At 38.0% G+C, this 25,446-nt stretch carries 20 protein-coding genes and 2 pseudogenes; 9 read left to right on the top strand and 13 right to left on the bottom strand.

Translation table 11 applies throughout. The annotated features are described in order from the left end of the window. Positions 1 to 15 precede the first annotated feature (15 nt). From HX13_RS04725 to HX13_RS04675, 11 genes and pseudogenes are all read right to left on the bottom strand, one after another. Positions 16 to 213, bottom strand: a complete 198-nt coding sequence (locus HX13_RS04725; protein WP_050020103.1) for a hypothetical protein — start codon at positions 211 to 213, stop codon at positions 16 to 18. A gap of 5 nt (positions 214 to 218) precedes the next feature. Beyond that, complete coding sequence (locus HX13_RS04720; protein ID WP_050020102.1) at positions 219 to 821, bottom strand: MarC family protein; 603 nt, start codon at positions 819 to 821, stop codon at positions 219 to 221. A gap of 44 nt (positions 822 to 865) precedes the next feature. Continuing rightward, positions 866 to 2,605, bottom strand: a complete 1,740-nt coding sequence (locus HX13_RS04715) for a BatD family protein (protein WP_050020101.1) — start codon at positions 2,603 to 2,605, stop codon at positions 866 to 868. Further along, on the bottom strand, positions 2,605 to 3,321 hold the full coding sequence (locus HX13_RS04710) for a tetratricopeptide repeat protein (RefSeq protein ID WP_238555034.1): 717 nt from the start codon (positions 3,319 to 3,321) through the stop codon (positions 2,605 to 2,607). The genes HX13_RS04715 and HX13_RS04710 overlap by 1 nt, the downstream gene beginning before the upstream one ends. A 121-nt stretch (positions 3,322 to 3,442) precedes the next feature. After that, the gene (locus HX13_RS04705) at positions 3,443 to 4,450 is read right to left on the bottom strand and encodes a vWA domain-containing protein (RefSeq protein WP_050020099.1); all 1,008 of its coding nucleotides are present in this window, start codon (positions 4,448 to 4,450) and stop codon (positions 3,443 to 3,445) included. Beyond that, positions 4,450 to 5,442, bottom strand: a complete 993-nt coding sequence (locus HX13_RS04700; RefSeq protein ID WP_050020098.1) for a VWA domain-containing protein — start codon at positions 5,440 to 5,442, stop codon at positions 4,450 to 4,452. Before HX13_RS04700 ends, HX13_RS04705 begins: the two co-directional genes overlap by 1 nt. Continuing rightward, a complete protein-coding gene (locus HX13_RS04695; RefSeq protein ID WP_050020465.1) occupies positions 5,435 to 6,331 on the bottom strand; it encodes a BatD family protein in 897 nt (298 codons plus the stop codon). The genes HX13_RS04700 and HX13_RS04695 overlap by 8 nt, the downstream gene beginning before the upstream one ends. A gap of 52 nt (positions 6,332 to 6,383) precedes the next feature. After that, a complete protein-coding gene (locus tag HX13_RS04690; protein WP_050020097.1) occupies positions 6,384 to 7,247 on the bottom strand; it encodes a DUF58 domain-containing protein in 864 nt (287 codons plus the stop codon). Between the two features lie 102 nt (positions 7,248 to 7,349). Further along, the gene (locus HX13_RS04685; RefSeq protein ID WP_050020096.1) at positions 7,350 to 7,829 is read right to left on the bottom strand and encodes a GNAT family N-acetyltransferase; all 480 of its coding nucleotides are present in this window, start codon (positions 7,827 to 7,829) and stop codon (positions 7,350 to 7,352) included. After that, positions 7,829 to 8,834, bottom strand: a pseudogene (locus HX13_RS04680) (AAA family ATPase). Before HX13_RS04680 ends, HX13_RS04685 begins: the two are co-directional and overlap by 1 nt. 258 nt (positions 8,835 to 9,092) lie before the next feature. Further along, positions 9,093 to 10,400 carry a hypothetical protein gene (locus tag HX13_RS04675; RefSeq protein ID WP_128572190.1) on the bottom strand — a complete coding sequence of 436 codons (1,308 nt, stop codon included), beginning with the start codon at positions 10,398 to 10,400 and terminating at the stop codon, positions 9,093 to 9,095. A gap of 237 nt (positions 10,401 to 10,637) precedes the next feature. Here HX13_RS04675 and HX13_RS04670 point away from each other — a divergent pair, with 237 nt between their 5' ends. The 7 genes from HX13_RS04670 (at position 10,638) to HX13_RS04645 (ending at position 19,105) form a co-directional block, all read left to right on the top strand. Continuing rightward, complete coding sequence (locus HX13_RS04670) at positions 10,638 to 11,972, top strand: peptide-N-glycosidase F-related protein (protein WP_128572189.1); 1,335 nt, start codon at positions 10,638 to 10,640, stop codon at positions 11,970 to 11,972. 281 nt (positions 11,973 to 12,253) lie between these two features. Then, a complete protein-coding gene (locus HX13_RS04665; protein ID WP_047487264.1) occupies positions 12,254 to 12,724 on the top strand; it encodes a DinB family protein in 471 nt (156 codons plus the stop codon). A 104-nt stretch (positions 12,725 to 12,828) separates the two neighbouring features. Then, on the top strand, positions 12,829 to 13,578 hold the full coding sequence (gene rlmB, locus HX13_RS04660) for a 23S rRNA (guanosine(2251)-2'-O)-methyltransferase RlmB (RefSeq protein WP_050020092.1): 750 nt from the start codon (positions 12,829 to 12,831) through the stop codon (positions 13,576 to 13,578). A gap of 210 nt (positions 13,579 to 13,788) precedes the next feature. Continuing rightward, positions 13,789 to 14,838 (top strand): DUF6263 family protein, encoded by a 1,050-nt coding sequence (locus HX13_RS04655; RefSeq protein ID WP_050020091.1) that lies wholly within the window; start codon positions 13,789 to 13,791, stop codon positions 14,836 to 14,838. A gap of 102 nt (positions 14,839 to 14,940) precedes the next feature. After that, on the top strand, positions 14,941 to 15,174 hold the full coding sequence (locus HX13_RS21865; RefSeq protein ID WP_082129112.1) for a hypothetical protein: 234 nt from the start codon (positions 14,941 to 14,943) through the stop codon (positions 15,172 to 15,174). A gap of 31 nt (positions 15,175 to 15,205) precedes the next feature. Next, a complete protein-coding gene (locus HX13_RS04650) occupies positions 15,206 to 17,740 on the top strand; it encodes a YfhO family protein (RefSeq protein ID WP_050020090.1) in 2,535 nt (844 codons plus the stop codon). A gap of 54 nt (positions 17,741 to 17,794) precedes the next feature. Further along, complete coding sequence (locus HX13_RS04645; RefSeq protein ID WP_050020464.1) at positions 17,795 to 19,105, top strand: glycosyl transferase family 1; 1,311 nt, start codon at positions 17,795 to 17,797, stop codon at positions 19,103 to 19,105. 122 nt (positions 19,106 to 19,227) lie between these two features. Here the strand turns inward: HX13_RS04645 and HX13_RS04640 are convergent, their stop codons facing one another. Beyond that, on the bottom strand, positions 19,228 to 19,830 hold the full coding sequence (locus tag HX13_RS04640; protein ID WP_238555033.1) for a hypothetical protein: 603 nt from the start codon (positions 19,828 to 19,830) through the stop codon (positions 19,228 to 19,230). A gap of 123 nt (positions 19,831 to 19,953) precedes the next feature. On the opposite strand from HX13_RS04640, the gene HX13_RS04635 reads away from it, so the two are divergent. Continuing rightward, complete coding sequence (locus tag HX13_RS04635; RefSeq protein WP_050020089.1) at positions 19,954 to 20,922, top strand: YpdA family putative bacillithiol disulfide reductase; 969 nt, start codon at positions 19,954 to 19,956, stop codon at positions 20,920 to 20,922. Positions 20,923 to 21,218: 296 nt separating this feature from the next. Further along, positions 21,219 to 23,957: a reprolysin-like metallopeptidase gene (locus tag HX13_RS04630; RefSeq protein ID WP_050020088.1), complete on the top strand. Its 2,739-nt coding sequence runs from the start codon at positions 21,219 to 21,221 to the stop codon at positions 23,955 to 23,957. Positions 23,958 to 24,038: 81 nt separating this feature from the next. Here the strand turns inward: HX13_RS04630 and HX13_RS04625 are convergent. Then, a pseudogene (locus HX13_RS04625) lies at positions 24,039 to 25,228 on the bottom strand (MFS transporter). Positions 25,229 to 25,446 lie beyond the last annotated feature (218 nt).

The following is a 25,446-nucleotide window of genomic DNA, read 5'->3' as shown; positions in this document are numbered from 1 at the left end:
AGTTGAATTGCTTAGTTATTTCTTCACTCCTATCCTGCTCCATGCATCCATTACAAAAAGAAGGATAAGGCCAATAATTCCTGCTGCTGCTGAGAATACAAATTTCAGGTTATCTTCATCGGCTAAGATATCAGTCTGCCAGTTGATAGCATAAAGGTTGATGGCGACGAATACAATAAATATTACTAAAAATACTTTATAAAACTTCTTCATGACTCTTAAAAATTAATATAATTCTGCACCAATTGGGCAAAGTTTGCGGTAAATAATTTAATTGAAATCGCTAGTAGGATGATTCCGAAAACTTTCTGAAGGATCATTAAAGTAGCATCCCCTATTTTTCTTTCCAGCCATTTCGCTGATTTCAGCACCAAATATACGAAAATTGTATTAAGAATAATTCCGCAAATAATATTAATATCATGAAATTCAGCTCTAAGAGACAGGGCTGTTGTTAAAGTTCCGGCGCCTGCTACCAGAGGAAACGCGATGGGAACAATAGATGCGGCCTTTGCTTCCGTGGTTTTATTGATTTCAATTCCTAAAATCATTTCCAACGCTATGACAAAAATCACAAAAGCTCCGGCAATGGCAAATGAATTAACATCTACGCCGATCAGCTTTAAGATTTTATTTCCTACAAATAAAAATACAATCATGATTGCTCCCGCAGTAATGGCAGCCTTACCGGCCTCAATCTGCCCGAACTTCTGCTGAAGGCTTACGATAACAGGAACCGAGCCGATAATATCGATAACGGCAAAAAGAACCATAAAACTGGTAACAATCTCTTTAAAAGAGAAACCATCAAAAATTTCCATCTCTTTGTAATTAAAAATTTCGCAAAAATATGAAAATAAACTGATTATTTGCTAATTTGTGAATATAAATTAACAATTGCTTTCAAAAGTTCCTCAATTCCTTCATCGGATTTCACAGGAGCATATTTTTCTATCTGGATTTTCTGCTGAAGTTTTGCATAGTCTTCTGCAACCGAAGCACCTTTATAGCTTTCCAGAAAAGCCTTAAACTCGGCAGGAGTAGCTTTGGAATACTCTTTTCTTACTTCGTGGTCAAGTTCTTCCAGCGTTACAAAAAACTTTTCAAACTCCCCGTTATCTTTAAGATTTTCAAGATAGCTGAAATAATCATTCATATCCGTTTTCAGCAATTCCCTGATTTCTTTTTCTGTTTCGGCCACAGAACCCAAAGATTTTGAAGGTACGGTTTCTCTAACTAATGTTCGTTTTTTTTGCCAAGTCTTAAATAACAGATAAACAGCAAATAAGCCTAAAAGAATCCCTATATTAATTAAAAGAATACTCCAGTGGAATTTACTTTTTTCTTTCACTTTAAATGAAGTGGTGGTTAAAACAGGAGTATTAACCGTTTCAAGAAGGTTATTGGTATATTCATTTACTTTTTCCACTGTAGAGCGGGCCTCCATCACCTGTTCGTGGGAAAGGGCATCCAGAGCCAGTGTTTTCTGACCCAGATCTACATATTCTTTGTTTTCAGGGTCAAAAAAAGCAAATTTTTCGGTCCTGATAGAAATAGTTCCGGTCTTTTTAGGAATCACCACATAGCTGGCCAGAATCTCGCCTTTCATTCCTGTAGTTCCCGGTGAAACCCTGGAAGTGATTTTTGGGGTAAAAATCTCATAGTCCGGAGACGGCTCAATCTTCGGAAGCTCCATATCCGGAAGGTTTCCTTCTCCCGAAACTTTTATAACAATGTTTAAAGGTTTTTTAGCTTCTGCTTTTTCTTTGGAAGCATTATAAACATTTACTTTGAAGTTTCCTACAGCGTTTTTAAAATAATCGGGAGCTCCTTCCGGCAGCTTTTTAACATTCAGTTTTACTTTATTGGAAACAATTTTGTTCTTACTGGAATAAGTGCTTACCGATGCAGATACGGAAGGTACTTCTACATATCCTGCTTCATTGGGAAATACCATAAACATCGCCAAAACCTGGGAAGCCATATTTCCATAACCAGAGGGATCTATTTCAGATTTATTAAAATTGATAGGATGTACATTGATATTATCCTGCTGCGGAAGACGGATGTTCTTTACCTTTCTAAGGTTATCAATACTTCTGGAATAAACTTTTAAAACAGCTACGGTAGGCTGGTCCTGATAAACTTCCCTGTCTTCTATTTCCATATTCAGGTAAACTTCGTTGGAAGTATTGCCTGCCAGTGACCTTTTATCAGCAATATCCTTAATGGAAACATCGAAAGGTTCTGTCTTATAAATTTTATTATTAACCGTAACCAGTACTGACCCTATTTTTATTTTACCTTTTTTCTTCGGTTCAAGGGCTATTCTGGATATTTTCTGGATAATCTGGGTATTGGTAGCGGGATCTATAAAGGTATTGGTAAAAGATCCGCTTCCGATAATATTAAATTTTGAAAGGTCCGGTAACTGGAATTTTGTCTGCTGTTCAAGATCAGTTCCGTTAAGCTCTAAAACAATCGTAAGGTTGACAATATCTTTACCTCCGTATTCGTTTTTATCAGCTTCCATACTAAGATTTACCTGTCCGTAAGCAATTACGGACGCCAGAGTAAGCAATATGTAAATCAGTTTATTCTTCATCACCAATCTTTCTCGTTGCTCTGAGGCATCGAATAAGAATTTTTATTTAAAATCCTTCTGGCGGTTTCTTTTTCTTTTTCGTTGATTTTATCTAAGATTGCATTTTCAAGGTTCTTCGGCATTTTTCCCTCATTCTGATTTTGCTGAGGATTATTTCCCTGGTCACTTTTTCCTTCGTTCTGCTGACCGTTTCCCTGATCCTTCTGATCTTTCTGGTCACCTTTCTGATCATCACCTTTATTCTGGTCACTACCGCCGCCGCCTTTTCCTGAGTTATTTTGTTGTTTTTTTTGCTGCTGCTCTTTTTCTTTCAGCTTGGCAATTTCATAATTTTTTCTGGTTGCCTCACTGTATGGGTCTTGTTTCAGCGCCTTTTTATAATAGTCTGCGGCTTTTTCGGGCTGATTCATCTGCATATAGGTATTCCCCAGATTGTGAAGAGCTGCTGCCTTATCCGGAAGAGTTTGTGAAAGCTGTTGAGCCTTTTCAAACTCAGCTTTGGCCTCTTCATATTTTTTACTTTTATACAAAGCATTCCCCAGATTGTAATGGGCTGTAAAATCTTTGTCATTAGACTTTACCGCTTCCATATATTTTGAGGATGCTCCATCATAATCTTTACCGTCAAATTTTTGATTGCCTTCATGAACCAGCGTTCTATAATTTTCCTGCCCGAACAAGAAGTTTGAGAAAGAAAAGACAACAATAAACGACAAAAATATGATTTTAGTATTCATTACTTGCAAAATTATTCCTTTATATGTTAATAAACAGAGCTTTATTTGTTAAAATTGGGTTAAAGTACCGCCTTATAATACCGATTAACAATAAAGAAAACTACACATTAAAATCTTTTTTAGGATTAAAAATATAAATTAAAAAGAAAAATAAAATAGAAACAGCTAAAAAATATTGGTAATAGTGATTGGCATTCTGTGATTTTACCAGGGTTTCAGCACCGGAAGACTTTCTGTTAACAGCATCAATAATTTTATCCGGAGCTTCATTGATATTATTTCCATCAATATAGCTTCCTCCCGTAGATTCTGCCATTTTTCTCAAAGCTTCCGTCTGTCTTTTAGAGATCACCGTTCCACCGTTAACATCGGTTTTATATCCCATCAGCTGTCCAAAAACATACTCCGGAACCGGTGCTCCTTCATCAGAACCCACTCCTACGGAGGTAATACTGATTCCTTCTTTGTTGGCGAGCCTTATGGCAGCATTATCATTCCCTTCATTATCTTCGCCGTCACTTAATAAAATGACTTTTCTTGATCCTTTACTTACATTTTTAAATTTCTCTACAGCAGCCTGCATACCTTTTAGAAAATCCGTACCCTGGATCTGCATAGAATTGGTTTCAATCCCGCTGATATAGGTTTCAGCTGAATTATAATCCGTCGTCAGGGGCATTATTGAAGTAGCCTGTCCGGCAAAAATGACGATTCCGATTTTATCATTTTTCATCTTCTGCATGGTGCTTATCATCAGATTTTTAGCCTCTGCAAGACGACTCGGATCAATATCTTCCGCATTCATTGAATTGGAAACATCCAGCATAAAGATCACATTATTCAGCTTCTGGGTGCTTTTCACTTCTTCAGAACCGTTTAAAAGATCAATAATGGAAAAGATCAGAAATAAGGTTCCCAATAGGTAAAGTGCCGGAAAAAACTTTGTAAATCCTGACTTTTTTTCAAATAAATCATCATGAAACTGGCTGTCTGCAAAAATTTCCTTTCTTTTATGCCTCCATTTTAAAAAACGGATCAGAAAAAACGCTAACAGCGGCAGAAGCAACAGTAAAAATAAATACCAATAATTTCCTAACGACCAACTCATCAGCTTACAATTTTATAAAACACCCATCTTAATAATGCATCTAAAACCAGCATCGCTAAGGCAATCCAAAGGAAGATTTTGAAATATTCTTCATAATTGTAAAGTTTGGATACCTTTACATCAGATTTTTCAAGCTGGTTGATTTCATTATATATTTCTTCAAGACTGCTGTTTGAAGTAGCCCTGAAATACTTTCCTCCGGTAGTTTGCGCTACTTCTCTCAACGTATTTTCATCAATCGTCACTTCTGTTTCCGTAAAGATAAGATCTCCAAAAATATCCTGTGAAGTAGGCATCAATGCATATCCATTGGTCCCGATACCAATTGCATATACCCTGATATTGTTATTTTTCGCCAGTTCCGCAGCTATCTGGGGCGGAATGGCATTCTGAATATTACTTACCCCATCCGTCATCAGGATGATCACCTTACTTTTGGCTTTGCTCTTAATCAGATGATTTACGGCTACGGAAAGGCCTTCCCCGATAGCGGTTCCCGGCTCCAGCCCATCAGAACTCAGATTTTTAATTTCATCTATCACAACCTGATGGTCTGATGTAACAGGAACTTTTGTAAAGGCTTCAGCCGCATAAGCCACCACCCCGATCCTGTCATTCGGACGTTTCTGAACAAACTTTATCGCAATATCTTTAAGCGCAGTAATACGGTCCGGATTAAGATCTTTCGCCAGCATACTCAGCGAAACATCTATCGACAGCATAATATCCACTCCTTTCGTGTCGTCTCTGTCCTGTGAAACCGTAAATGTCCTTGGCCTGGCCATGGCAATGATCAATGCTGAAAGGATAATATATTTTGAGATCTTCAGTAAAAAAAGAACAACCTGGATGCCTCCGTCATGATCCATATTTTTAATCGTGGGAACCTTTACCCCTTTTCTTTTCTGTCTGCCTGCATCTTTAATAAGCAAGGGGATAAACAGCAAGAAAAGCAATAAAAACCATGGACTGTAAAACTCAAAATTAAACATCCTTTCTTAAGTTTTCGAATTCTAAATCTTTTGACGATTTTTTCACAAACTCCCTGATGTCTGCAAAATCTTTTTCCATGGTCTGCTGATCCGGAAAGGTTTTGGCAAATTTTACCAAATCCCCTCTCAGGAATACTTCTTCCACCACTTTCTCATTATCCAGAGAAATCGTATTATTCTTTTTCATTACCTCTATAAGATCATCGGTAAGAAGCACATCTGCCGGAAGACGATACTGTCGGGTAATAAATTTTCTGGAAATATCAATCAGCTCAACGTAGAATGAGCGATAGTTACCTTCTTCAATATACCGTTTCTTTTTGAGTGAATCCAACTCCTTGAGTGTCTGATTAGTTGCCACAGCAGGGGATTTTTTTGATTTCTTGCCCCATTTCACCACCATGATAATGGCAATGATCAGAGCGATAAGGGCTATAGCAGCCAGAATATAGAATTTATACAGCTCCCAATAATCTTTCACATCAAGTTTTACCTCTTTGTTTTTCATGATATCATTAATCTGATCTGCTTTCTGGGCAGTGTTAATAACATCAAGCTCATAAGGGATTGTCTTAAGGATTTTGCCATCTACTTTAAACTCCAGTTCGGGAATAGTAAATTTTCCTTCTTCAAACACCGCAAATTCTATTTTCCTTTCGTAGGTATTGGCATTTTGCCCGATGCTGTCTTTGATTTCTTCAAAATGAAACGGAAGCAACTCATTTTTAGGGGCAGAAATCACCTGCTGCTCATGAAGGTTATCAATCTTTATCACAAGACGATTCACTTCTCCTAAAGCAATTGTTTTCTTCTCAATATTGGAAGATAATATCTGTGAAAAAGCATTCGAACAGATTAAAAAAGATAATATTAAAAGTATTTTTCTCAATGCCTGCGTTTTGTTTCCCAATTTAAGTTTCAATTAGTATAAATCCTTTTGATTACTTCTTTTGAAAATAATTATATAATAGTTTTGAATAATCGGTACCTGTATTTACATTCATAAAACTGGCCGAACTGGTTGCAAAATCTTCTTCCAATGCTCTCAGCTTTTGTTTCTGTGCTTCTGCAAAAGTATATCTCCATCTGGCGCTGGAGGTATTGGCCCATATTTGTTTTCCTGTTTCTGCATCGTACAAGCGTATATATCCCACATCAGGAATTTCATTATCTTTTTCATCATATACCCTCATACCCAGCAGCTGATGTTTTTTGGAAGCAACTCTCAGCATCTTGGAATCATATTCATCTTCAAAATCTGAAAACAGGAAAACCAGAGATTTTCTTTTAAAGATTCCCATCATATATTCCAGCGCCTTATCTATTTTGGATTCTGCCGGAACATAATCTGCTGTCAAAATATTACTGATGATCGAAAGAATGTGCTTCCTCCCTTTTTGAGGTGGTATCACCTTATACACTTTATCGGCAAACAGGATCAATCCTACCTTATCGTTATTTCCTGCCGCCGAAAATCCAAGACTGGCAGCAATTTCAGCCACATATTCTCTTTTCAGCTGGTTTTTTGTCCCATAATCCATCGAAGCAGAAATATCTACAAGAATCATCATTGTCAGTTCTCTCTCCTCCTCCATTACTTTTACAAACGGTTCACGGAAACGCGCCGTCTTATTCCAGTCTATTCTCCGGATTTCGTCTCCGAACTGATAAGGGCGTACTTCAGAGAAAGTCATTCCCTGCCCTTTAAAGGCACTGTGATATTGTCCCATCAAAGCAGCCTCCGTCTTTTTTCTGGTACGGATTTCTATCTGCTTTACTTTTTTTACAATATCTTTTATCTGCATAGATGAGTTTAAATTTCAAATTTAATACTGAATGTTAAGTTGCGGATCCGGTATGTGGTTTATAAATCCCGGGTTGTAGATCTAAACTGATATATCTCCGCTCTAACTTATAGTTTCTGACTTTTCATTTTTAAGCTCAATGGAAACATTCAGCCATTCGTCATCAAATTTCGGACTGTACTTTTTATAGAAGTTGATCGCCGGCTCATTCCAGTTCAATACCTGGAATACCATTCCACTGTAATGATTGGATTTTCCATATTCCAAAGTGGCGTCAAATAAAAGTTTTCCGATCTGCCTTCCTCTCATTCTTTCCGTGACTACCAGATCTTCCAGATACAGTCTTCTTCCCTTCCAGGTTGAATACCGGTCATAATATAGTGAAATCCCAACAATTTCGTTATCCAGTTCTGCCACAAACGCTCCCCAGACCGGCGATCCACCGAATCCATCTTCTGTAAATTCTTCCAGTGTTATAGTGACCTCATGTAATGCTTTTTCATATTCCGCAAGTTCCCTGATCAGCTTCAGCATGGAAGCGCAATCCTCCCGAACCGCTTTTCTGATAACAACTTCACTCATTATGGTGCCTGAATTTTTGCTAATATTCTATTGATAATCTCTTCTGTTGAAATTTCTTCGGCCTCTGCTTCAAAGGTTAAACCCATTCTATGCCTCAATACATCTTTTGCCAACGCTTTTACATCTTCAGGAATTACAAAGGCTCTTCCTTTAAGAAAAGCATATGCCCTTGAAGCAATGGCAAGATTAATTGATGCTCTCGGAGACGCTCCAAAACTGATATAGTTTTTAAGATCGGAAAGTCCGTAATTTTCAGGATAACGTGTTGCAAAAACCATATCCAGGATATATTTCTCAATTTTCTCGTCCAGGTAAATCTGGTTGATCAATTCTTTTGCATCTACAATGTCCTGAAGTGAAATAACGGGCTTTACTTCCGGCTGATGTGAGGTAGACACCATCCTCATTACCTGTCTTTCATCTTCAAAGGCGGGATAATCTATGGTACATTTCAGCATAAAACGGTCACTCTGCGCTTCAGGTAGCAAGTAAGTTCCTTCCTGGTCAATCGGGTTCTGCGTTGCCAATACCAAAAATGGTTTGGGAAGCTTCATCGTTTCATCGCCTATTGTCACCTGCTTTTCCTGCATCACTTCCAAAAGAGCAGACTGAACCTTTGCCGGAGCACGGTTGATCTCATCTGCAAGGACAAAATTAGCAAATACAGGCCCTTTTTTTTATAGAGAAATCATTGTCTTTGATGTTATAGATCATTGTTCCCACAACGTCTGCAGGAAGAAGATCCGGTGTAAACTGGATTCTTGAAAATTCCCCATGAACAGCATCTGCCAACGTTTTTATCGCTAAAGTTTTAGCCAGTCCGGGCACTCCTTCCAGAAGAACATGCCCGTTTCCCAGAAGTCCTACCAAAAGGCGGTCTACCATATACTCCTGCCCAATAATAACTTTGTTGATTTCCTGTCTCAGAAGAGAAAATAAGTAGTTTTTTTCTTTTACTTTTTCCGTCAATTGGCGGATATCTTCAGCTTGATATGTATCTGACATAGCTTGATTTAAAATAGGTGGTAAATTTCTGATAAATACTTGCATTAATCAACACAATCAATGCCATTTTTGAGTTAAAGTTTGTTAAATATTCCCTGTTTGACAATGTATTCAGCCTATAGTCATGAATCTCTTGTCAATAAATAAATTTCAAACCTCTGTTATTTGCCTGTGTTTCTTTATCATCAGCATAAAAAATGCTGCAAACTACTTTTATAATGTTGAATTTGCAGTAAGGCTGAAATAGCAATGAAACGTCTAAATTTTAGTTATGGTAATCGTAAATGTACCTTCAGGAGCATCAGTTGTATCATCGTAAGCACCTACATTCACAAAATATTCAGCACCTGCAGTGGTGGTAACCGTTATATTTTCCGCACCACCTCCTCCGGCATTATCCACGGTGTCTACACAAGATAAATTGCTGCAACTACCGCTGTATACACCTACCTCAGGATCAAAGCTACTTCCTGAAGGCATTGTAACCGTAATGGTGTACTGACTTCCATCTCCCGTGAACTTAAACCAGGTACCATCATTCATCCCTGTATTCCCGGACACTGAACAAACGCTTATATTTCCTGCATTGTTCGTTGCAGATACAGCATCATCCTGTGTATAGGTATAAGGAAATGCAGAAGCCAGAAAAGCCCCTGAGCAAGCATCATTTGCAGGTACGGGAGGAACGGTTTTAAAGGTTAATTCAGAACAACCCGAAGAGGTCACATTGGCTGCAACCGATGTAATTTTCAGATAATAGCTCATCCCCGGCACAAGGGCTGTGGAAGGTGAAAAGCTATTTCCGGATACTACCTGCTGATTAAGAATATCAGTCCCTCCGGGATTGGTTCCCAATGAAATTTTGTAAGAATCAGCTCCGGAAACAGGAAGCCAGGCTATACCGGGAGACAGGGCAACATTCTGTGTATTATTGGCCGGATACGTAATAAAGGGACAGGCGGGAGTAGCATTTGCTGTAAGTCCTGAAAGGGTAACAGCAGATTTATAACCCGCTCTTATTCCGCCAGGTGGAGCAGCAGGATCTACCACGGCTCTATCTCCTTTGTAATACAGTGTTGAATTCGGAAGGTGTGAATAAACATGGAAAGCTTCATCAAAGTTATTAATATCAATATTAGATGCATTTTCTCTGGCTGCAATAACTAAATTATCAATATTGTTATAAGCAAAAGGGGTTGTAAAGTTTACCTGAACTTTATTATTACTTTTAGTCACTGTTCCTGCAAATACCTGTGTAAGCTGAGATACCGGAATCCAGTCTGTACCGGAGGCAAAAGCCATTTTTGTAGTATGACCAAGATAAACCGTCCAGTCTGAGGACTCTGTAATAGTTGATGAAGGATCTATATAAAATGTAAGACCTGTAATACTCCCTGGTGTGCCGGCATTGATTTCCTGTTTAGGATAAATCTGCTGTACATAAGAATAGGAAAAAAAGCTGCTTACCGGTGCAGTACCAACTTCGGAGCTTCCGATATTGATGTTGATCTGAGCCCTCAGCCCCATCACTGCAAAAAACAAACACAAAAGTAAAATTCTTTTCATTATTAATAACATTAGCCGTGAATATCATGCTAATTTAATAATAAATATAGATATCCGGCTAATAAAAGAATATTTTACATGTATTTAATTTAAATCATAAAATAATTTAAATCAAAACCTACACAATTAACTGCATTTTTAAACACTTAATAACAAAAATACTTTAAATATAAAAATAAAATAAATTAAAGGTAATTTTGATACATATTTAATATATTTACACTAAATACACACAATATGTATAAAAGGCTATTTTTTATAAGCATTTTCATTGTAAATACTGTTCTGTCACAAACTACCATGACCAATGTGATTTCGGATGCAGTCTATTATGACGGTTATGCCGCTACAGTATCCAACCCTGTACCTAATGGTTTGATCAGGCTAAACAATGCAAGATATGCAAGGAAACTTACAGATGCCGAACTGGACTCTTTTAAAGCAAAAATTGCCATGAGGGTAACCATAGGTGCTTTATGTGATAATTATGATCGCTTGGGAGAAGTTTTTTTAGCCATGGTTCCTAAAAACCAATCTGCTTATACCCTGAATGATCCTAATGTAAAAAGAATCGAAATAGGCAGGTACATTACTCCTTTTATGAATAAAAACCGTACCCCGTCGGAAGTTCCATACACCTATGACATCAGTAATTTGTACAGTGTGTTTCACGATACCGGATTACGCAGCGCTTATGACCTGTATGTGGAACTGGATGTATTCGGGGTTCCGTATGCAGCTCAAAGCCAGGTGGCAGGATGCGCGGGAAGAATTGATGTTTTTTCCGGAACACTTACCTTTTTCTCAACTGACACAGGAGCTACCCCTACAGATTTTAACAACCTGGTTCCCCTGCTAAGTTATAATAAACTTAATAATTACAACAGCACTGATGTTACCGGAGAAACAGTCAGGCTGGTAACGTTTAATATTCCTGCTCCGGTTACCGATGCCCGTTTCTTTATAATATCCACTCCGCATGGTGCGAATGCCGGTGGTGAAGAATATATCAGAAGACAAAATTACACTTACATAGATGATGTGCAGGTACTGACCTATACTCCGGGAGGAATTTCCTGTGAACCATTCAGGGTTTATAATACCCAGGGAAACGGAATCTACGGAGCCGCTCCAAAGACTTTTGACAACTGGACCTCATGGAACAACTGGTGCCCGGGCAATTCTGTTCCTATAAGAAGTTTTACCTTAGCCAATATGACCGCCGGAAACCATACGTTAAAACATACAATTCCTGCCGCCGTTTTTAACCAACAGCAGGGAGAGGTTTACCTGTCCGTCTATATGCAGGGAAAAAGCAATGCCTCTTTACACGTAAAAGATGTGAAAACAATAGATATCAATATATATCCCAATCCTACTTCTGACTTTGTGAATATAGCATCAAAAGAAGAAGTTTCCTCAATAACCATTTTCAGCATAGACGGAAGAAAACTGACCGGGAATTCCGGAAAAAACAAAATCGATTTTTCAGCGTACAGCCCGGGAGTCTACCTTTTGAACATCGTCCTGAAAGACGGAACTTCTTTTAAACACAAAATCATAAAGAAATAACACATCGTCACACCGTAAGAGTATAGAAGTCTACAAACAACATCCACCCTCTTGTCAGTATCTTACAGGTAAGTTCATGTTTGAGACTGTCAGTATATTTTTTATATTTTATCAATTCTAAAGTGCTTAAAAATAGCTTTTCAACTTCAAAATTATCTAAAAAGAAGAAATGATCCATAGTGTATTTTTCACGGATTAACAGCGTTTATTTTAATCCTTTAGCCAAAAAATTGTCGTTTCCAGTTTATTAAACTATTTTTGGTGATTAAAATTTCTGCAAAATGAATTATCATTTTCAAGCCCACAGACAAGTAAGGAGAAACCTCCTGGATATTCTGCAAAATACCTCCCACGAGGATTTGTTGCTGATTCCGGATGGTTTCAACAACAATATTTACTGGAATATTGCACACACTGTTGCCACCCAGCAGCTTTTGCATTATTACCTTAGCGGAAATCCTTTCAGAATTGATAAATACTGGATTGAAACCTATAAGAAAGGAACTTTACCGAATCTGAATGTACAAAAATCTGAGGTGGAAGACCTGGAATTTTTACTCACTGAAACTTCAAAAATTTTAATGAAAGATTATGACAGTGATTTCTTTTCGGATTATACGCCTTACACCACAAGTTTTGGAATGGATCTGAAAAGCATCCAGGATGCCATCATCTTTAACAATATGCATGAAAGCCTGCATTATGGATATGCGATGGCACAGAAAAGAGCTATTTTAGGAGAAAAATATTAAAAAGGAAGCTGGAAGAAAGGAGGCTGGGAGTTTGTAGTCCTCACACACTATGAACCTTCCACTCCTGAACCCAAAAACCTTAAACATAAATTTTAAACAACTCAATGAAAGACGATTTTATTTTCGGGCTGCGTCCCGTAATTGAAGCAATTGAAGCGGGAAAAACGATTGACAAGATCTTTGTGCAAAATGCACTTCAGGGTCCTATTTATGCTGAATTGAAAGCGATTTTAGCGAAAAATAAAATCCGTCCCAATTATGTTCCGGTTGAAAAACTTAACCGCTTCACGAGAAAAAACCACCAGGGAGTAGTGGCTTTCATCTCAGATGTTCCGTTTCATAAAGTGGAGGATATTGTTCCGCAATTATTTGAGGAAGGAAAAACTCCTTTCCTGCTGATCCTGGACAGACTGACAGATGTAAGGAATTTCGGAGCGATATGCAGAACTGCAGAATGTGTAGGCATCGATGCTGTGGTTATTCCTGAAAAAGGAGCTGCACCTATCAATTCCGATGCTATTAAAACATCGGCAGGAGCTATTTATAATATTAAAATCTGCAAAGAAAACAATCTTGCCCACACGGTAGACTTCTTGCAACAGAGCGGAATTTCCGTGTATGCTGCCAGCGAGAAAGCCCAGAAGTTAATTTATGATGTTAATTTCACTGAACCATGTGCCATTGTTATGGGGAATGAAGAAACGGGGATTTCAAAAGAAGTTCTGCATCATTCAGATGAAAAAATAAAGCTTCCTATTGAGGGGAAAACTCAATCGCTGAATGTTTCAGTTGCCTGTGGAGCAATATTATATGAGGCGGTGAGGCAGAAAATGACTGCTCTCTCCAATCTTTGATTAAAAAATAAATTTTATGACGATCTTTACCGGATACAATTGAAAATATGCCGGAAACAGAATTTGGTACAGATTCTGCACGCCTAATGACTTGTTATGAACAAAAAGAGGGATAATACCTTTGAACTTGAAGTCAAATATGGTATCCCCGAAATCAAAAAAAATTCTGGAAGACCTATAAAATAGTAGTAAAATTAAAAAAATTAGAAAATGAAAAACATAGCAGCATTAGCGCTAATCTCATCTATAGCTCTTGTATCTTGTAAAAAAGAAACCGCTAAAATAACAAAAGTAGATCCTAAAACCGGTAAAACAGTAACGGTGGAAGTGCCTGCCGACTCTGTAGCAAAAGTTGCGGAAAATCCGGCTATCAGAGATTCAGCTGGAATTATTAAGCAATCTTTTAAGCTTGAAAAAGGAAAAACATACCCTCTTACAACCTACCAGAGGGATGTAAAAACAATGACGGATCCTCAGGGAAAATCCATCACCGCAACCAGCGAATCTACAGACGAGATGAACTTTACCGTTGATGATATCAAAGGAAATGTATATGACATGACCCTTAACCTTGTAGCAAAAAGAAGCTCTCAGTCTGCTCAGGGAAAAACCATTGTGGTAGATACCAAATTGCCTGTCCCGAAGGAAGATGAGCTTAAAATGATCTGGAACGTCAACAGGGCCCTTACCGGAAATAAACTGGCCATGAAAATGGATACAAAAGGAAATGTCCTTTCTATCACAGGTTTCGATGCGGTTTACACCAAAGTTTCCAACGCTGTAGGGACTATTATTAAAGATGCCAACGAGAAAGCCAGTGTAGTGGCAAGCCTTAAAGAATCTTTTAATGAAAAGGTATTGAAAGATCAGTTCAATAAAAATTTAACCATTATTCCTAAAAAAGGAGTAAAAGTAGGTGAAAAATGGACGACTTCCGAAAATGCCGATCCAAGCGGAAGTGTAAAAGTAACTTCAAACTATGTATTAAAAAGCTTAGGTAACGGAACTGCAGAAATCGGCGTAACGGGAGGAATCCCTAAGAAAACTGAAAAGAAAGCCCAGGGACCTATCACTCATAGCCTGAGCAGTGAACTTGTTCAGAACGGAACCATTAAATTTGATGAAAATACGGGATGGATTACCAACCAAAATATCAATGTAAAAACAACGCAGATTGAAACCATTTCAGACGGGAAACAGTCCCAGTCTATGAAAAGTGTTTCAAACTCTTCAGTGATGGTAAATCCTTCTGCAAAATAATTGAGACAATTTGAATGAGAAAGGTTTAAAGGCTGAGGGCTGAGAAAAATTAAAAAATCTCCAACTTTAAACCTTAATCTTTCAACTTTAAATTTTAACATTATGAAGTACATTCTTGAGTTAATACTCACTGCGATTATTCTATTCTTTGTCTGGAATATTCTGAAAAGGATTTTCTTCAAGACTTTTTACAGTTACCGGTTCAACAATCATAACAACCAGAATAACGGGCATCAGGATATCCATAACTCAAATAAGAATAAGAAGCAAAGCCTTAATTGGGATGCGGAGACCGTAGACTATGAGGAGGTGAAAGAGAGTAATGACAAAAGGTAAAATTTCCAAGAAATAAAAGATAATAACCAGCATGGCGAAAAATAAAAACATAATTTATATTGCAATTTCATTAGTTGTATTTATAGTTTTGGCATTTTTATATTCCACCCCTGTATTTACAGGAAAACAGCTTTTCCAGCATGATATCGTGCAGTACAGAGGAGGAGCAAAAGAATTGCTCGATTATAGAGCTAATACCGGCAACGAAACCTATTGGAGTGATTCCATGTTTGGAGGAATGCCTACTTACCAGATGGGAAGCCAGTTTAAAGGCGATATCATCAAAAAAATCGACAGCAATCTCAATTTCCTGCCAAGGCCGGTTAATTATCTATTCCTGCTTTTTGCAGGTTTTTTCCTTTTAGGAATGGTTGTAGTCCGAAACTGGAAGTATGCTTTATTAGGAGCTACGTTCTTCGGTCTTTCCACGTATTTTTATATTATTATTGCAGCAGGGCACAATGGTAAAGTCAATACCATTGAATACTTTGCCCCTTTATTAGCCGGTATTTTACTGGTTTATATCCGGAAACAATATATCTGGGGATTCATTGTAACTACCCTTTTCATGGGTCTTCAGATTGCCGCCAATCACCCTCAGATGACGTATTACCTGTTTATTGCTTTAGGATTTCTATTCCTTTCTGAACTGATCAGGGCGATACAGAAAAAAAAAACGTCGATGAGACATTTTCTGATTTCCTCGGGAATTGTTGCTGCTTCATGCATCATAGGAGTGGGAATGAATTCTCAAAGAATTATGGCCAATTCCGAGTATGTAAAAGAGACGGTCCGTGGGAAACAGATTTTAACGAATGACAGCCATACCTCCGGGAAATCCGGAATGGATAAAGAAAGTATGCTGTTGTGGAGTTATGGAAAACTGGAAACCCTAAACCTGTTTATCCCAAGATTGATGGGAGGAGGAAGCCAGGAGCCGGAAGGAAAGGAAATGATGAACAGGGTGCAGGAACTCGTTCAGGAAAATGTAGGCTCACAAGCTGAAATGGACAGGATCTCCAAAGGATTCAGTGCCATGACCTACTGGGGAGACCAGCCGGGAACCTCAGGACCCGCCTATCAGGGAGCGATCGTATGCTTCCTTGCTGTACTAGGATTCTTCTTTGCCTACAAAAAGTACCGTTACTGGATTCTCGGGGCTTCAATATTAACTATTTTACTGGCCTGGGGAAGCAACTTTATGCCGTTATCGGACTTCTTTATTGATTACGTACCGTTTTACAATAAATTCAGAGCTCCTTCTTCTATTTTAGTGGTAGTGGAATTATTATTTCCTTTGATTGCCATTCTGGGCTTATACAATTTCTTTACGGATGAAAAATTAACAGAGGAATACAAACAAAAAATACTCACTTACGTAAGTGCCGGAACATTAGGGATATTAATAATCCTTTTAATCTTCGGAAAATCACTGCTGGGATTTGCTACTGACAATGAAAAGACCTATTTCCCTCCTTTCCTGCTCGATTATCTTGTAGATGAAAGGTATAAACTTTTCAGAACAGATGCGATAAAGGCTTTCTTATACGTTGCCATTGCGGCGGCGGCCCTATTCTTAAGTTTGAAGAAAAAACTAAGTCAGAATGTTGTGCTGATCATTATTGGAATGGTAAGCTTATTTGACTTATGGACGGTAAACAGACGTTATCTGAACGATGAAAATTATGTTGACAAAATCTTTGCTGAAAATCCCTTCCAGACGGAAAGTTCAGATCTTCTGGTTGAAAAAGTCCAGGCTAATCCTGCTCTTTCATCAGTATTATCGGATGTAAATGTCAACAAAACATTGGAAACCATTGCTGAAAAAGATAAAACACATTACCGGATTTTCAATAACATTCTGGGAACATTCAGTGAGACCAATACTTCTTACTTCAAATCTTCAATCGGAGGATATCATGCGGTGAAACTGAGAAGATATGATGATGTGATCAACGAATATTTCCAGGTAATGGATTCTGTAAAAGTTCCTAACATCCTTAATCTTTTGAATGCCAAATATTGGGTAGTAGGCGGACCTGAACAACCCCAGGCTGTTCCGAATCCAAAAGCCAACGGGAACGCATGGTTTGTAAGCGACCTGAAATTTGTCAATACTCCTAATGAAGAAATAAAATCCATTGGAATAATAAACAGTAAGAAAACTGCTGTTATTGCCTCTTCGGATAAGTCTTATTTTGACAATAAACCGGTTCAGGCAGATTCTACAGCATTTATCAACCTTACCCGGTATCAGCCTAATGAATTAGAATTTAAATCCCAGTCTAAGACTCCTCAACTGGCGGTATTCTCTGAAATTTATTATCCTCACGGATGGAAAGTACTGGTAGACGAAAAAGAAGTTCCTTATATCAAAGCAGATTACCTGCTTCGTGCTGTACATGTTCCGGCAGGAAACCATCATATCAGAATGATATTTGAACCTGAAGTAATTGAAAAAGGAAAATGGATTTCCCTTTTAAGCTTCGGATTATTCATTGCACTGGCCGCTTTGGGAATCTTCTGGATGAACAGGAAAAAGAAAAAGGAAACATTAGCAGAATAAAAAGTTTAATCCAATATTGCATCATGTCATTCAGGATGACAGATGACTCAGAAAATGGAACAGAAGAAAATATTAATTATCACCTATTACTGGCCTCCTGCGGGAGGCCCTGGTGTTCAAAGATGGCTGAAGTTTGCCAAATATCTGCCTGATTTTGGATGGAAGCCTGTTATTTACACTCCGGAAAATCCGAACTATCCGTTGCTGGACGAAAGTTTAATGAAGGACATTCCCGGGAATATAGAAATAGTAAGGACCAAAATATGGGAACCTTATCAGCTTGCTGAAAAACTGAACAAGAGCAATAAAAAATTTAAGGCAGGACAATTTGACGTAGGCAAAAATCAAAGCTGGAAATCCAGGTTATCCATTTGGGTAAGGGGGAACTTTTTCATTCCTGATGCCCGGGTTTTCTGGGTAAAACCTTCTATCCGTTTTTTAGAAAAATACCTGAAAGAAAACAAAATAGACGTTGTTGTCACTTCAGGTCCACCACATTCATTACATTTGATCGGGCTGGGACTGAAAAACAAACTTCCAGGCCTGAAATGGATTGCAGATTTTCGGGATCCATGGACGGAGATTTCTTATTATAAGCATTTAAAATTAACGAAAGGCTCTGATAAAAAACACAGACAGCTCGAAAGCACAGTATTTAAAAATGCAGATATCACTTTAGCCACAAGCTATACCGATGCAGAAAACTTCCGGAAAGCAGGAGCTAATGCAGTTTGTATCACCAACGGCTTTGATGAAAGTGATGCTGGTGAAAAGGCGGGCAGAAAAGATGAAGCTGTAAGTTTGAAGAGTCATCCGGAGGCTTTTACTTTAAGTTATATTGGCGTACTGGAGCAGCTCCGGAACCCGGAAAATCTTTGGAAAGTTCTTGATGAAATGGTAAAAGAGAATGAAGAGTTTGCAGCTCAGTTCAAATTAAAATTTGCGGGAAGAATTGATGATAAGATCCTGAGCTCTATTGAAAATTCAGGGTTGAGAGATCATATTCTGAATCTCGGATATCTTTCACACGGCAAAGCTGTTGAAGAAATGCGGAATTCGGATATGCTGCTGATCACCAACTTCCCTAATGAGTCTTCAAAAGGGATTATTCCCGGGAAAATATTTGAATACCTCGTTTCGGGAAAACAAATTTTATCATTTGGGCCTGATCAGGCAGATGTTGCCAAAATTCTGGAGGAAACCAATGCCGGTAAACATTTCAGCTACAATGATACGGAATCGGTTAAAAAATTTATCCTGGAAAAATTTGAACTTTGGAAAAACGGTGATCTTTCTGAAAACACTCAACATATCGAACAGTTTTCAAGAAAAAATCTAACAAAGCAGCTAAGTAACATTTTATAAGAAAGGAAGTTGGAAGCTGGAGGCAGAAAGATATGAACCACGAAAAATAATTGTAATTGAGGACTACAAATGTTTTCTAGCATTGAAAATTCTTCCAGCTTCCCACACTCAGCTTTCAGCTTTTATATTGTCCACTGATCATTCACCACTGCAATCAGGTAATATTTCCCGTGGAACTCTTCAAATACAAGCCGTAATGCTTTCCAGTCCATATCACCATATTTTTCCGTTCCTTTGATATAATTTTCTGTAAAGTCTGCTTTAGGATATATTTCCTTTAAATTATTCAGGGAATTACCTTTTCCTATAAATTTATTCACAGAATATTGGGATTGGGTATAATCTTTAGAGAAAACCCACTTTGCCAGGTAATCGTTAATCGTTGCCTTATATGCGTCACCGGAGCCATCCTGAGAGCCCCAGGTAAATAAGGTTTTAGCAGGCTGGTATTTTTCAAAATCTGCTTTTGAAAAATTTTTATCTTCTTTGGGAGCTATAAAAGCATACATCGAAAACCGGACTCCTTTTTCCGGATGGATAAAAGAAGCGAAAGTTTTATAATCTTTATTCTTTAAAGCCTGTAACACCTCATCATTGGCTTTCTTCAAGGATTCTTCCTTATTTACTTTATTCTGTGTGACATTGGTACTGTCTGTACCAGCCTGAACTGTAGAATCAACTGTTTGAACGGCAGGTTTTGTTTCACTTTTTTTTACAGGCTGCAAGCGTCCCGAGGATTAACATTGAAATAAGTAATTTTTTCATAATTAATTTTTGTAATGGGTCAAAAAACACCAAAACTGATGCCATAGCTACCATACATACAAATTACATCGTACCTTTGTTTTATGGAAGTATTGGATATTCTCATCATAGGAGCAGGACCGATCGGATTAAACTGTGCTATTGAGGCTCAAAAAAATAACCTCAGCTATATCATCATTGAAAAGGGAACTATTGTCAATTCCCTATACAACTACCCTTTATATATGAGGTTCTTCTCAACGGCAGACAAACTGGAAATTGACGGAATTCCTTTTATCTCTACAGCACCTAAACCTGGCAGACAGGAAGCTTTGGAATACTATCAGGGTATTGCCCGGCAAAAAGAATTAAATATTCGCCTGTATGAAAAAGTGCTGGGTGTTTCAAAAAAAGATAACTTGTTTACTGTTGGTACTACAAAAGCTCAGTACCGGGCCAGAAATGTAATCATAGCCACCGGTTTTTACGACATTCCCAACCTGATGAATATACCCGGTGAAAATCTTTCCAAAGTAAAGCATTATTATACGGAACCTTATCCTTATGCCAGGCAAAAAGTTGTCGTAATAGGTGCAAGCAATTCTGCGGTGGATGCAGCCCTCGAAACATATAGAAAAGGTGCGGAAGTAACAATGATCATCCGGCATTCGGAAATTTCAAAAAGTGTTAAATATTGGGTAAAGCCGGACATAGAAAACCGGATTGCAGAAGGAAGCATTATCGCCCATTTCAACTCGGATATGATTGAAATAAAAGAAAACACAGTGGTTTTTAAAGATCAGAATCATGAGATTCATGAGATTGACAATGATTTTGTATTGGCCATGACAGGGTATCTTCCTGATTTTGAATTTCTGAAAAATTCAGGAATTGAACTGCAGGGTGACGGCCTTAATCCATTTTATAATCCTGAAACTATGGAAACCAATATCTCTAATCTTTATCTTGCAGGAGTGGTATGTGGAGGAAAAGACACCCATCTCTGGTTTATAGAAAACTCCAGAATTCATGCAAAAATGATCATTAACAATATTCTTCTCAATAAAAAATAAGCTTTTTTCTGATCGTTTTTATCTCTTCTATTTCCAATACAGGAAGAGGAGCTATTACCATAAGCAATTAAACAGTCTACATAAGGCTGTTTATTTTTTTAGCCATTAAATATCATTTATAAGAAAAATTAAAACTTAAAAAAAACTTAACCATGTGTTTTTAAATCTAATTTATCAAGACGCTAAAAAAATAGCAATAAAACATTAACAATCAACTATTTAACATAAAAAAATATATTTCATAGGTAAGAGATATTTTTTTTACTTTTAACAAAAAAACACTAAAGATCAAAAACATGAAAAAAAAAATCTACTTATTTCTGGCGTTTGCTTTGACAGGACTTCAAAGTATATCCGGACAAAATTTCTGGAAAAAAACGAAGATTGATGAAAGAAATCTGATTGAGGCAAAAAGGAATATAGGAGTTGATTATTCGAACGCCTATATATTAGAACTCAATCGGTTAAAAACCGTATTACAATCGGCTCCTGTTTCGGAAACGGGCATGAAAATTATTTCTCAGGTGGTGATTGACATCCCTGCATTAGATGGAGGTTTTGAAAGATACCGCGTTTATGAAACCTCAAATATGTCACCGGAACTGGCGAAGAAATTTCCGGATATCAAATCATATAGGGGGATATCCGTTAAAAATCCGGGCAACACCATTAGTTTCGGGCTCTCTCCGGCAGGCATAAAAATGATCCTGTTTTACCAGGATAAAAAGCCTGTGGTTATAGAACCGGCTACAACAGATAAATCCGTTTATCTGGTAAGCCCGGCTGTTCCCGACCTGCTTCCGAACAGCAACAATATTGGTTGTACTACCCAAGGAAAAAACAATGCCCAGAAGAATAATTTTCCTACTGATAATACCGATGATAAGAAATTCAGGACTTTTCGTCTGGCAGTATCCGTAGATGGAGAATTCAGTGAATATCATGGAAGCACTGTAGCTAATTCCCTGGCGGCCATCAATGACCTGATGAGCTACATTAATCCGGTTTATGAAAACGATCTTTCCATCCACATGAATCTGATCCCTAATAATGAGCAGATTATTTATCTTGATAAAAATACAGACCCCTACAATCCCACCTCTACCAACACGCTTAATGATCAGGTACAAACCACACTTACCAATGTTATCGGAGAAGCTAATTATGATATAGGCATTATCTTTACCAATCAGACAGGAGGAGGAAATGCAGGGATGATCGCCTCGGTATGTCAAAACAGCCAGGGAATTGTCAATGGAAAGGTAGACCAGAAGAAGGGAAGTGCTTATGCCGGTCCCGTAAACGGTACAGGACCGCAGGGATTTATCTATGCTATGGTAATTGCCCATGAAATGGGACATCAATATGGAGCTAATCACACTTTTTCCAGACCGGAGAATATTGACTTTAGTATTTTTTTTAACAGTCCTGAAACCGGGGCCAACAGAGAGCCTGGAAGTGGTACAACAATTATGGGCTATCCCGGAGTTACAGGTACCTACGATGTAGCAGATAAACACAGTAATCAGTTTTTGCATTACAGTATCAGCCAAATCAATAAATACATTAAAACGACCAGCTGTGCTACAACGGTGAACATTTCCAATAATCCTCCGACGGTAAATGCCGGACAAGATTACACTATTCCTAAGGGAACTGCCTTTAAACTTACCGCCACAGCCAGCGATCCTGATAATAATAATCTCACATATTCCTGGGAAGAGGCTGATATCTCCGCCCCTAATCCCCCGTTTGTGCTCATTGGGAGCTATACTTTCCCGGACCGTACATCTGCAACTACTCCCAACTTCAGAGTATACCCACCTGTTACAAGCCCGACACGCCATTTCCCGCCTTTTAAAGAAGTATTGGACGGCAGCTTATACAGCACCTGGAATATGGTGTCTGATGTTGCCCGGAATATGAAGTTTATAAGCCTGGTAAGGGATAACGCTCCAGAAGGAGGACAAACGGCATCTGATGAAGCTATCGTAAGTATAAATGAAAATGCCGGCCCGTTCAAGATTACTTCCATTTCTTTAAATCAGAATTATTCTTCAGGTTCTTCTCATCTCCTGAAATGGGATGTAGCCGGAACCAATGCGGCTCCTATTAGCACTCAGTCTGTTAATATCCTGATTTCAACAGACGGTGGAAATACCTTTACCCCACTTGTTTCCAATACAGCTAACGATGGAGAAGAAATGATCACCATTCCTTCTACCCCTTCACAAAAAGCTTACATTATTGTAGAATCTGTCGGAAATATTTATTATGCGGCAAGCCCTGCATTTGCTATCAATTATAATGTAACCATGAACTGTACACGCTATCCCGTAAACGGCCCGATTCCTATAGCTCCTAATGCACCGGCAACCATGAATGTTACTATTCCTTCCACAAATAATAGTATTGAAGATATAAATGTAGTCATGGATCTTTCCTATACGGATTTAGAAAATATTGCATTAACACTTAAAGCACCCAGCGATCAAAAAAATCAGATTTTCTGGTATTCAAACTGTCCGGGAAAAAATATTCTTAAAGCAACGTTCGATCAGGAGGGAGAGTCTTCAGCCATAAATTGTAACAACCTTAATGCTGCTATACCCGTAAGAATAGAACCCATAAGATTGGACTTAAGCAAATATTATGGCCAAAATCCAAGTGGAAACTGGATTATAAGAGCTGTAGATGTATCATCTAATACGACTTCATCAGGAATGGTAAATTCAGCCGCGATCGAACTTTGTAGCAGGGAAACGGTCTCTACACTAGCAGTAAATGATCTTACCCTGGAAAACGATGAATTCCAGGTATATCCTAATCCTTCCAATGGAAAGTTCAATATTCTAATGAAGAAGAATACGACTACAGAGGTAAATATATTTGATATTGCAGGAAGATTGGTTCATAGCCAGGCCGGCATTACAAATGCCTCTCAAATAAACCTGACAAACTTTGCTAAAGGGAATTATATCATGGTATTCAGTACCGGTGACAAAAAAATTACAAAAAAAATCATTATTAAATAATTTCATCTTCACATTAATTATTAATCAAAGAACTCCGGCTGGGCATGCCCAGCCGGAGTTTATGTATGCATAACAAGTATTTTATATCAGCCCTTCCTGGGTTCCAGCATTGGTTTTATCTTTCAGCATCCAGGGAATGATAAAATAAAAAGCAATTGCAATAATAACAGCCAGTACTCCTGTCCCTATCCATAGTATATTAAATCCAAATGTATCGGCAATCAAAGTTCCGACGTAGGGAGTAACAATAAATGCCAGTGAAAAAGACATTCCGTTTAAACCCATATAGGCTCCTTTATTGTTTTCTCCCGAACGTAATGCAGTGATGGTTGACATAAAGGGCAATGTCCAGATTTCTCCGATACAAAGCAAAGTCATTGATAGTAAAAGAACAACCATACTATGATCAAAGGCAAGCATAGCATATGAAAATCCACATAAAAAAAGTTCCGGTCAACATAGTAAAGGCCAATGTAAAATACTTTTCTGCCAGCTGTACAAATCCCATTTCAAGCAATACAATCAGGAAGCCACTGTATCCGAGTATATACCCGATATTCTGCTGGCTTAAATGTGCTGTATCTTTATAGAAGATAGTTAATGTACTGAATAGCTGAAAAAAGCAAATGGCAAACAGCATACAACACAGGCTGTAAACTAAAAAATTTTCCATCCTTATATGGAGAGTTTTCCTTTTTAATAATGATCATCTGTTTTACTTCTCTTGCTTCCTGCCTTGCCAGTCTCGTACGTTTTCTGAAAAACCAGATGTACATCAATCCCGCCAATAAAGCAGCCAAGGCATTGCTAAAGAATAAAAATTCATAGGAAATAGCCGATAATATCCCTCCAAGTGCCGGACCTATAGAAAAACCCAGATTGACAGCCATACGGTTTAATGAAAAAGCTCGTGTTATATTTTCAGGTTTTGCATATTTGGTGATCGCTACCGAATTGGCAGGACGAAAGGTTTCGCTTACAATACTCTGGGCTAAAATGATCCCCGCCAGTCCTGCTTCTGTTGTAAAAAGCGGAATCAAACAAAATAAAGGTACACTTAATAGCAAGCTCAGACTCTGCACCCTGTACTCTCCTATTTTATCGGTAATCATTCCTCCCAGCCAGGAGCCAATAACAGATCCAATCCCAAAAAAGCTGAGTACAATCCCCGAATTTTCAATACTAAAATGTAAATGATCTGTCATATAAACTCCCAGAAACGGCAGTACCATAGAACCGGCCCTGTTGATAAGCATTACCAGTGCCAGCATCCAGCTCTCTTGTGAGAGTCCCTTGAATGAGTTCGTATATATGTTTATTATTTTCACAATTTAAGTTTATTAATAATTTGTATTTGTTGTATGTTGTAGCAATCTGATATATTTTCCTCACTAATCTCCCCAAACCGGCCCGTGAGATCTGTAAAATATTTGTACTTTCTTGCTTAAATAAAAAACAGGACTTAAAAATTAAGCCCTGTCCTATTTAT

The organism is Chryseobacterium sp. P1-3 (genome assembly GCF_000738495.1).
GTDB classification, from domain to species: domain Bacteria; phylum Bacteroidota; class Bacteroidia; order Flavobacteriales; family Weeksellaceae; genus Chryseobacterium; species Chryseobacterium gallinarum.
Note: the sequence above shows the minus strand (reverse complement) of the source record. Positions and strands in the feature narration are given on the sequence as shown.

What these genes read in the sequence shown, in the direction of transcription:
- HX13_RS04670 (WP_128572189.1), top strand. Translation starts at nt 10,638, where the DNA reads ATGTATAAAAGGCTATTTTTTATAAGCATTTTCATTGTAAATACTGTT.
- HX13_RS04630 (WP_050020088.1), top strand. Translation starts at nt 21,219, where the DNA reads ATGAAAAAAAAAATCTACTTATTTCTGGCGTTTGCTTTGACAGGACTT.
- HX13_RS04690 (WP_050020097.1), bottom strand. Translation starts at nt 7,247, where the DNA reads ATGCAGATAAAAGATATTGTAAAAAAAGTAAAGCAGATAGAAATCCGT.
- HX13_RS04715 (WP_050020101.1), bottom strand. Translation starts at nt 2,605, where the DNA reads ATGAAGAATAAACTGATTTACATATTGCTTACTCTGGCGTCCGTAATT.
- HX13_RS04645 (WP_050020464.1), top strand. Translation starts at nt 17,795, where the DNA reads ATGGAACAGAAGAAAATATTAATTATCACCTATTACTGGCCTCCTGCG.
- HX13_RS04655 (WP_050020091.1), top strand. Translation starts at nt 13,789, where the DNA reads ATGAAAAACATAGCAGCATTAGCGCTAATCTCATCTATAGCTCTTGTA.
- HX13_RS04725 (WP_050020103.1), bottom strand. Translation starts at nt 213, where the DNA reads ATGAAGAAGTTTTATAAAGTATTTTTAGTAATATTTATTGTATTCGTC.
- HX13_RS04675 (WP_128572190.1), bottom strand. Translation starts at nt 10,400, where the DNA reads ATGAAAAGAATTTTACTTTTGTGTTTGTTTTTTGCAGTGATGGGGCTG.
- HX13_RS04635 (WP_050020089.1), top strand. Translation starts at nt 19,954, where the DNA reads ATGGAAGTATTGGATATTCTCATCATAGGAGCAGGACCGATCGGATTA.
- HX13_RS04685 (WP_050020096.1), bottom strand. Translation starts at nt 7,829, where the DNA reads ATGAGTGAAGTTGTTATCAGAAAAGCGGTTCGGGAGGATTGCGCTTCC.
- rlmB (WP_050020092.1), top strand. Translation starts at nt 12,829, where the DNA reads ATGAAAGACGATTTTATTTTCGGGCTGCGTCCCGTAATTGAAGCAATT.
- HX13_RS04700 (WP_050020098.1), bottom strand. Translation starts at nt 5,442, where the DNA reads ATGTTTAATTTTGAGTTTTACAGTCCATGGTTTTTATTGCTTTTCTTG.
- HX13_RS04650 (WP_050020090.1), top strand. Translation starts at nt 15,206, where the DNA reads ATGGCGAAAAATAAAAACATAATTTATATTGCAATTTCATTAGTTGTA.
- HX13_RS04665 (WP_047487264.1), top strand. Translation starts at nt 12,254, where the DNA reads ATGAATTATCATTTTCAAGCCCACAGACAAGTAAGGAGAAACCTCCTG.
- HX13_RS04705 (WP_050020099.1), bottom strand. Translation starts at nt 4,450, where the DNA reads ATGAGTTGGTCGTTAGGAAATTATTGGTATTTATTTTTACTGTTGCTT.
- HX13_RS04720 (WP_050020102.1), bottom strand. Translation starts at nt 821, where the DNA reads ATGGAAATTTTTGATGGTTTCTCTTTTAAAGAGATTGTTACCAGTTTT.
- HX13_RS21865 (WP_082129112.1), top strand. Translation starts at nt 14,941, where the DNA reads ATGAAGTACATTCTTGAGTTAATACTCACTGCGATTATTCTATTCTTT.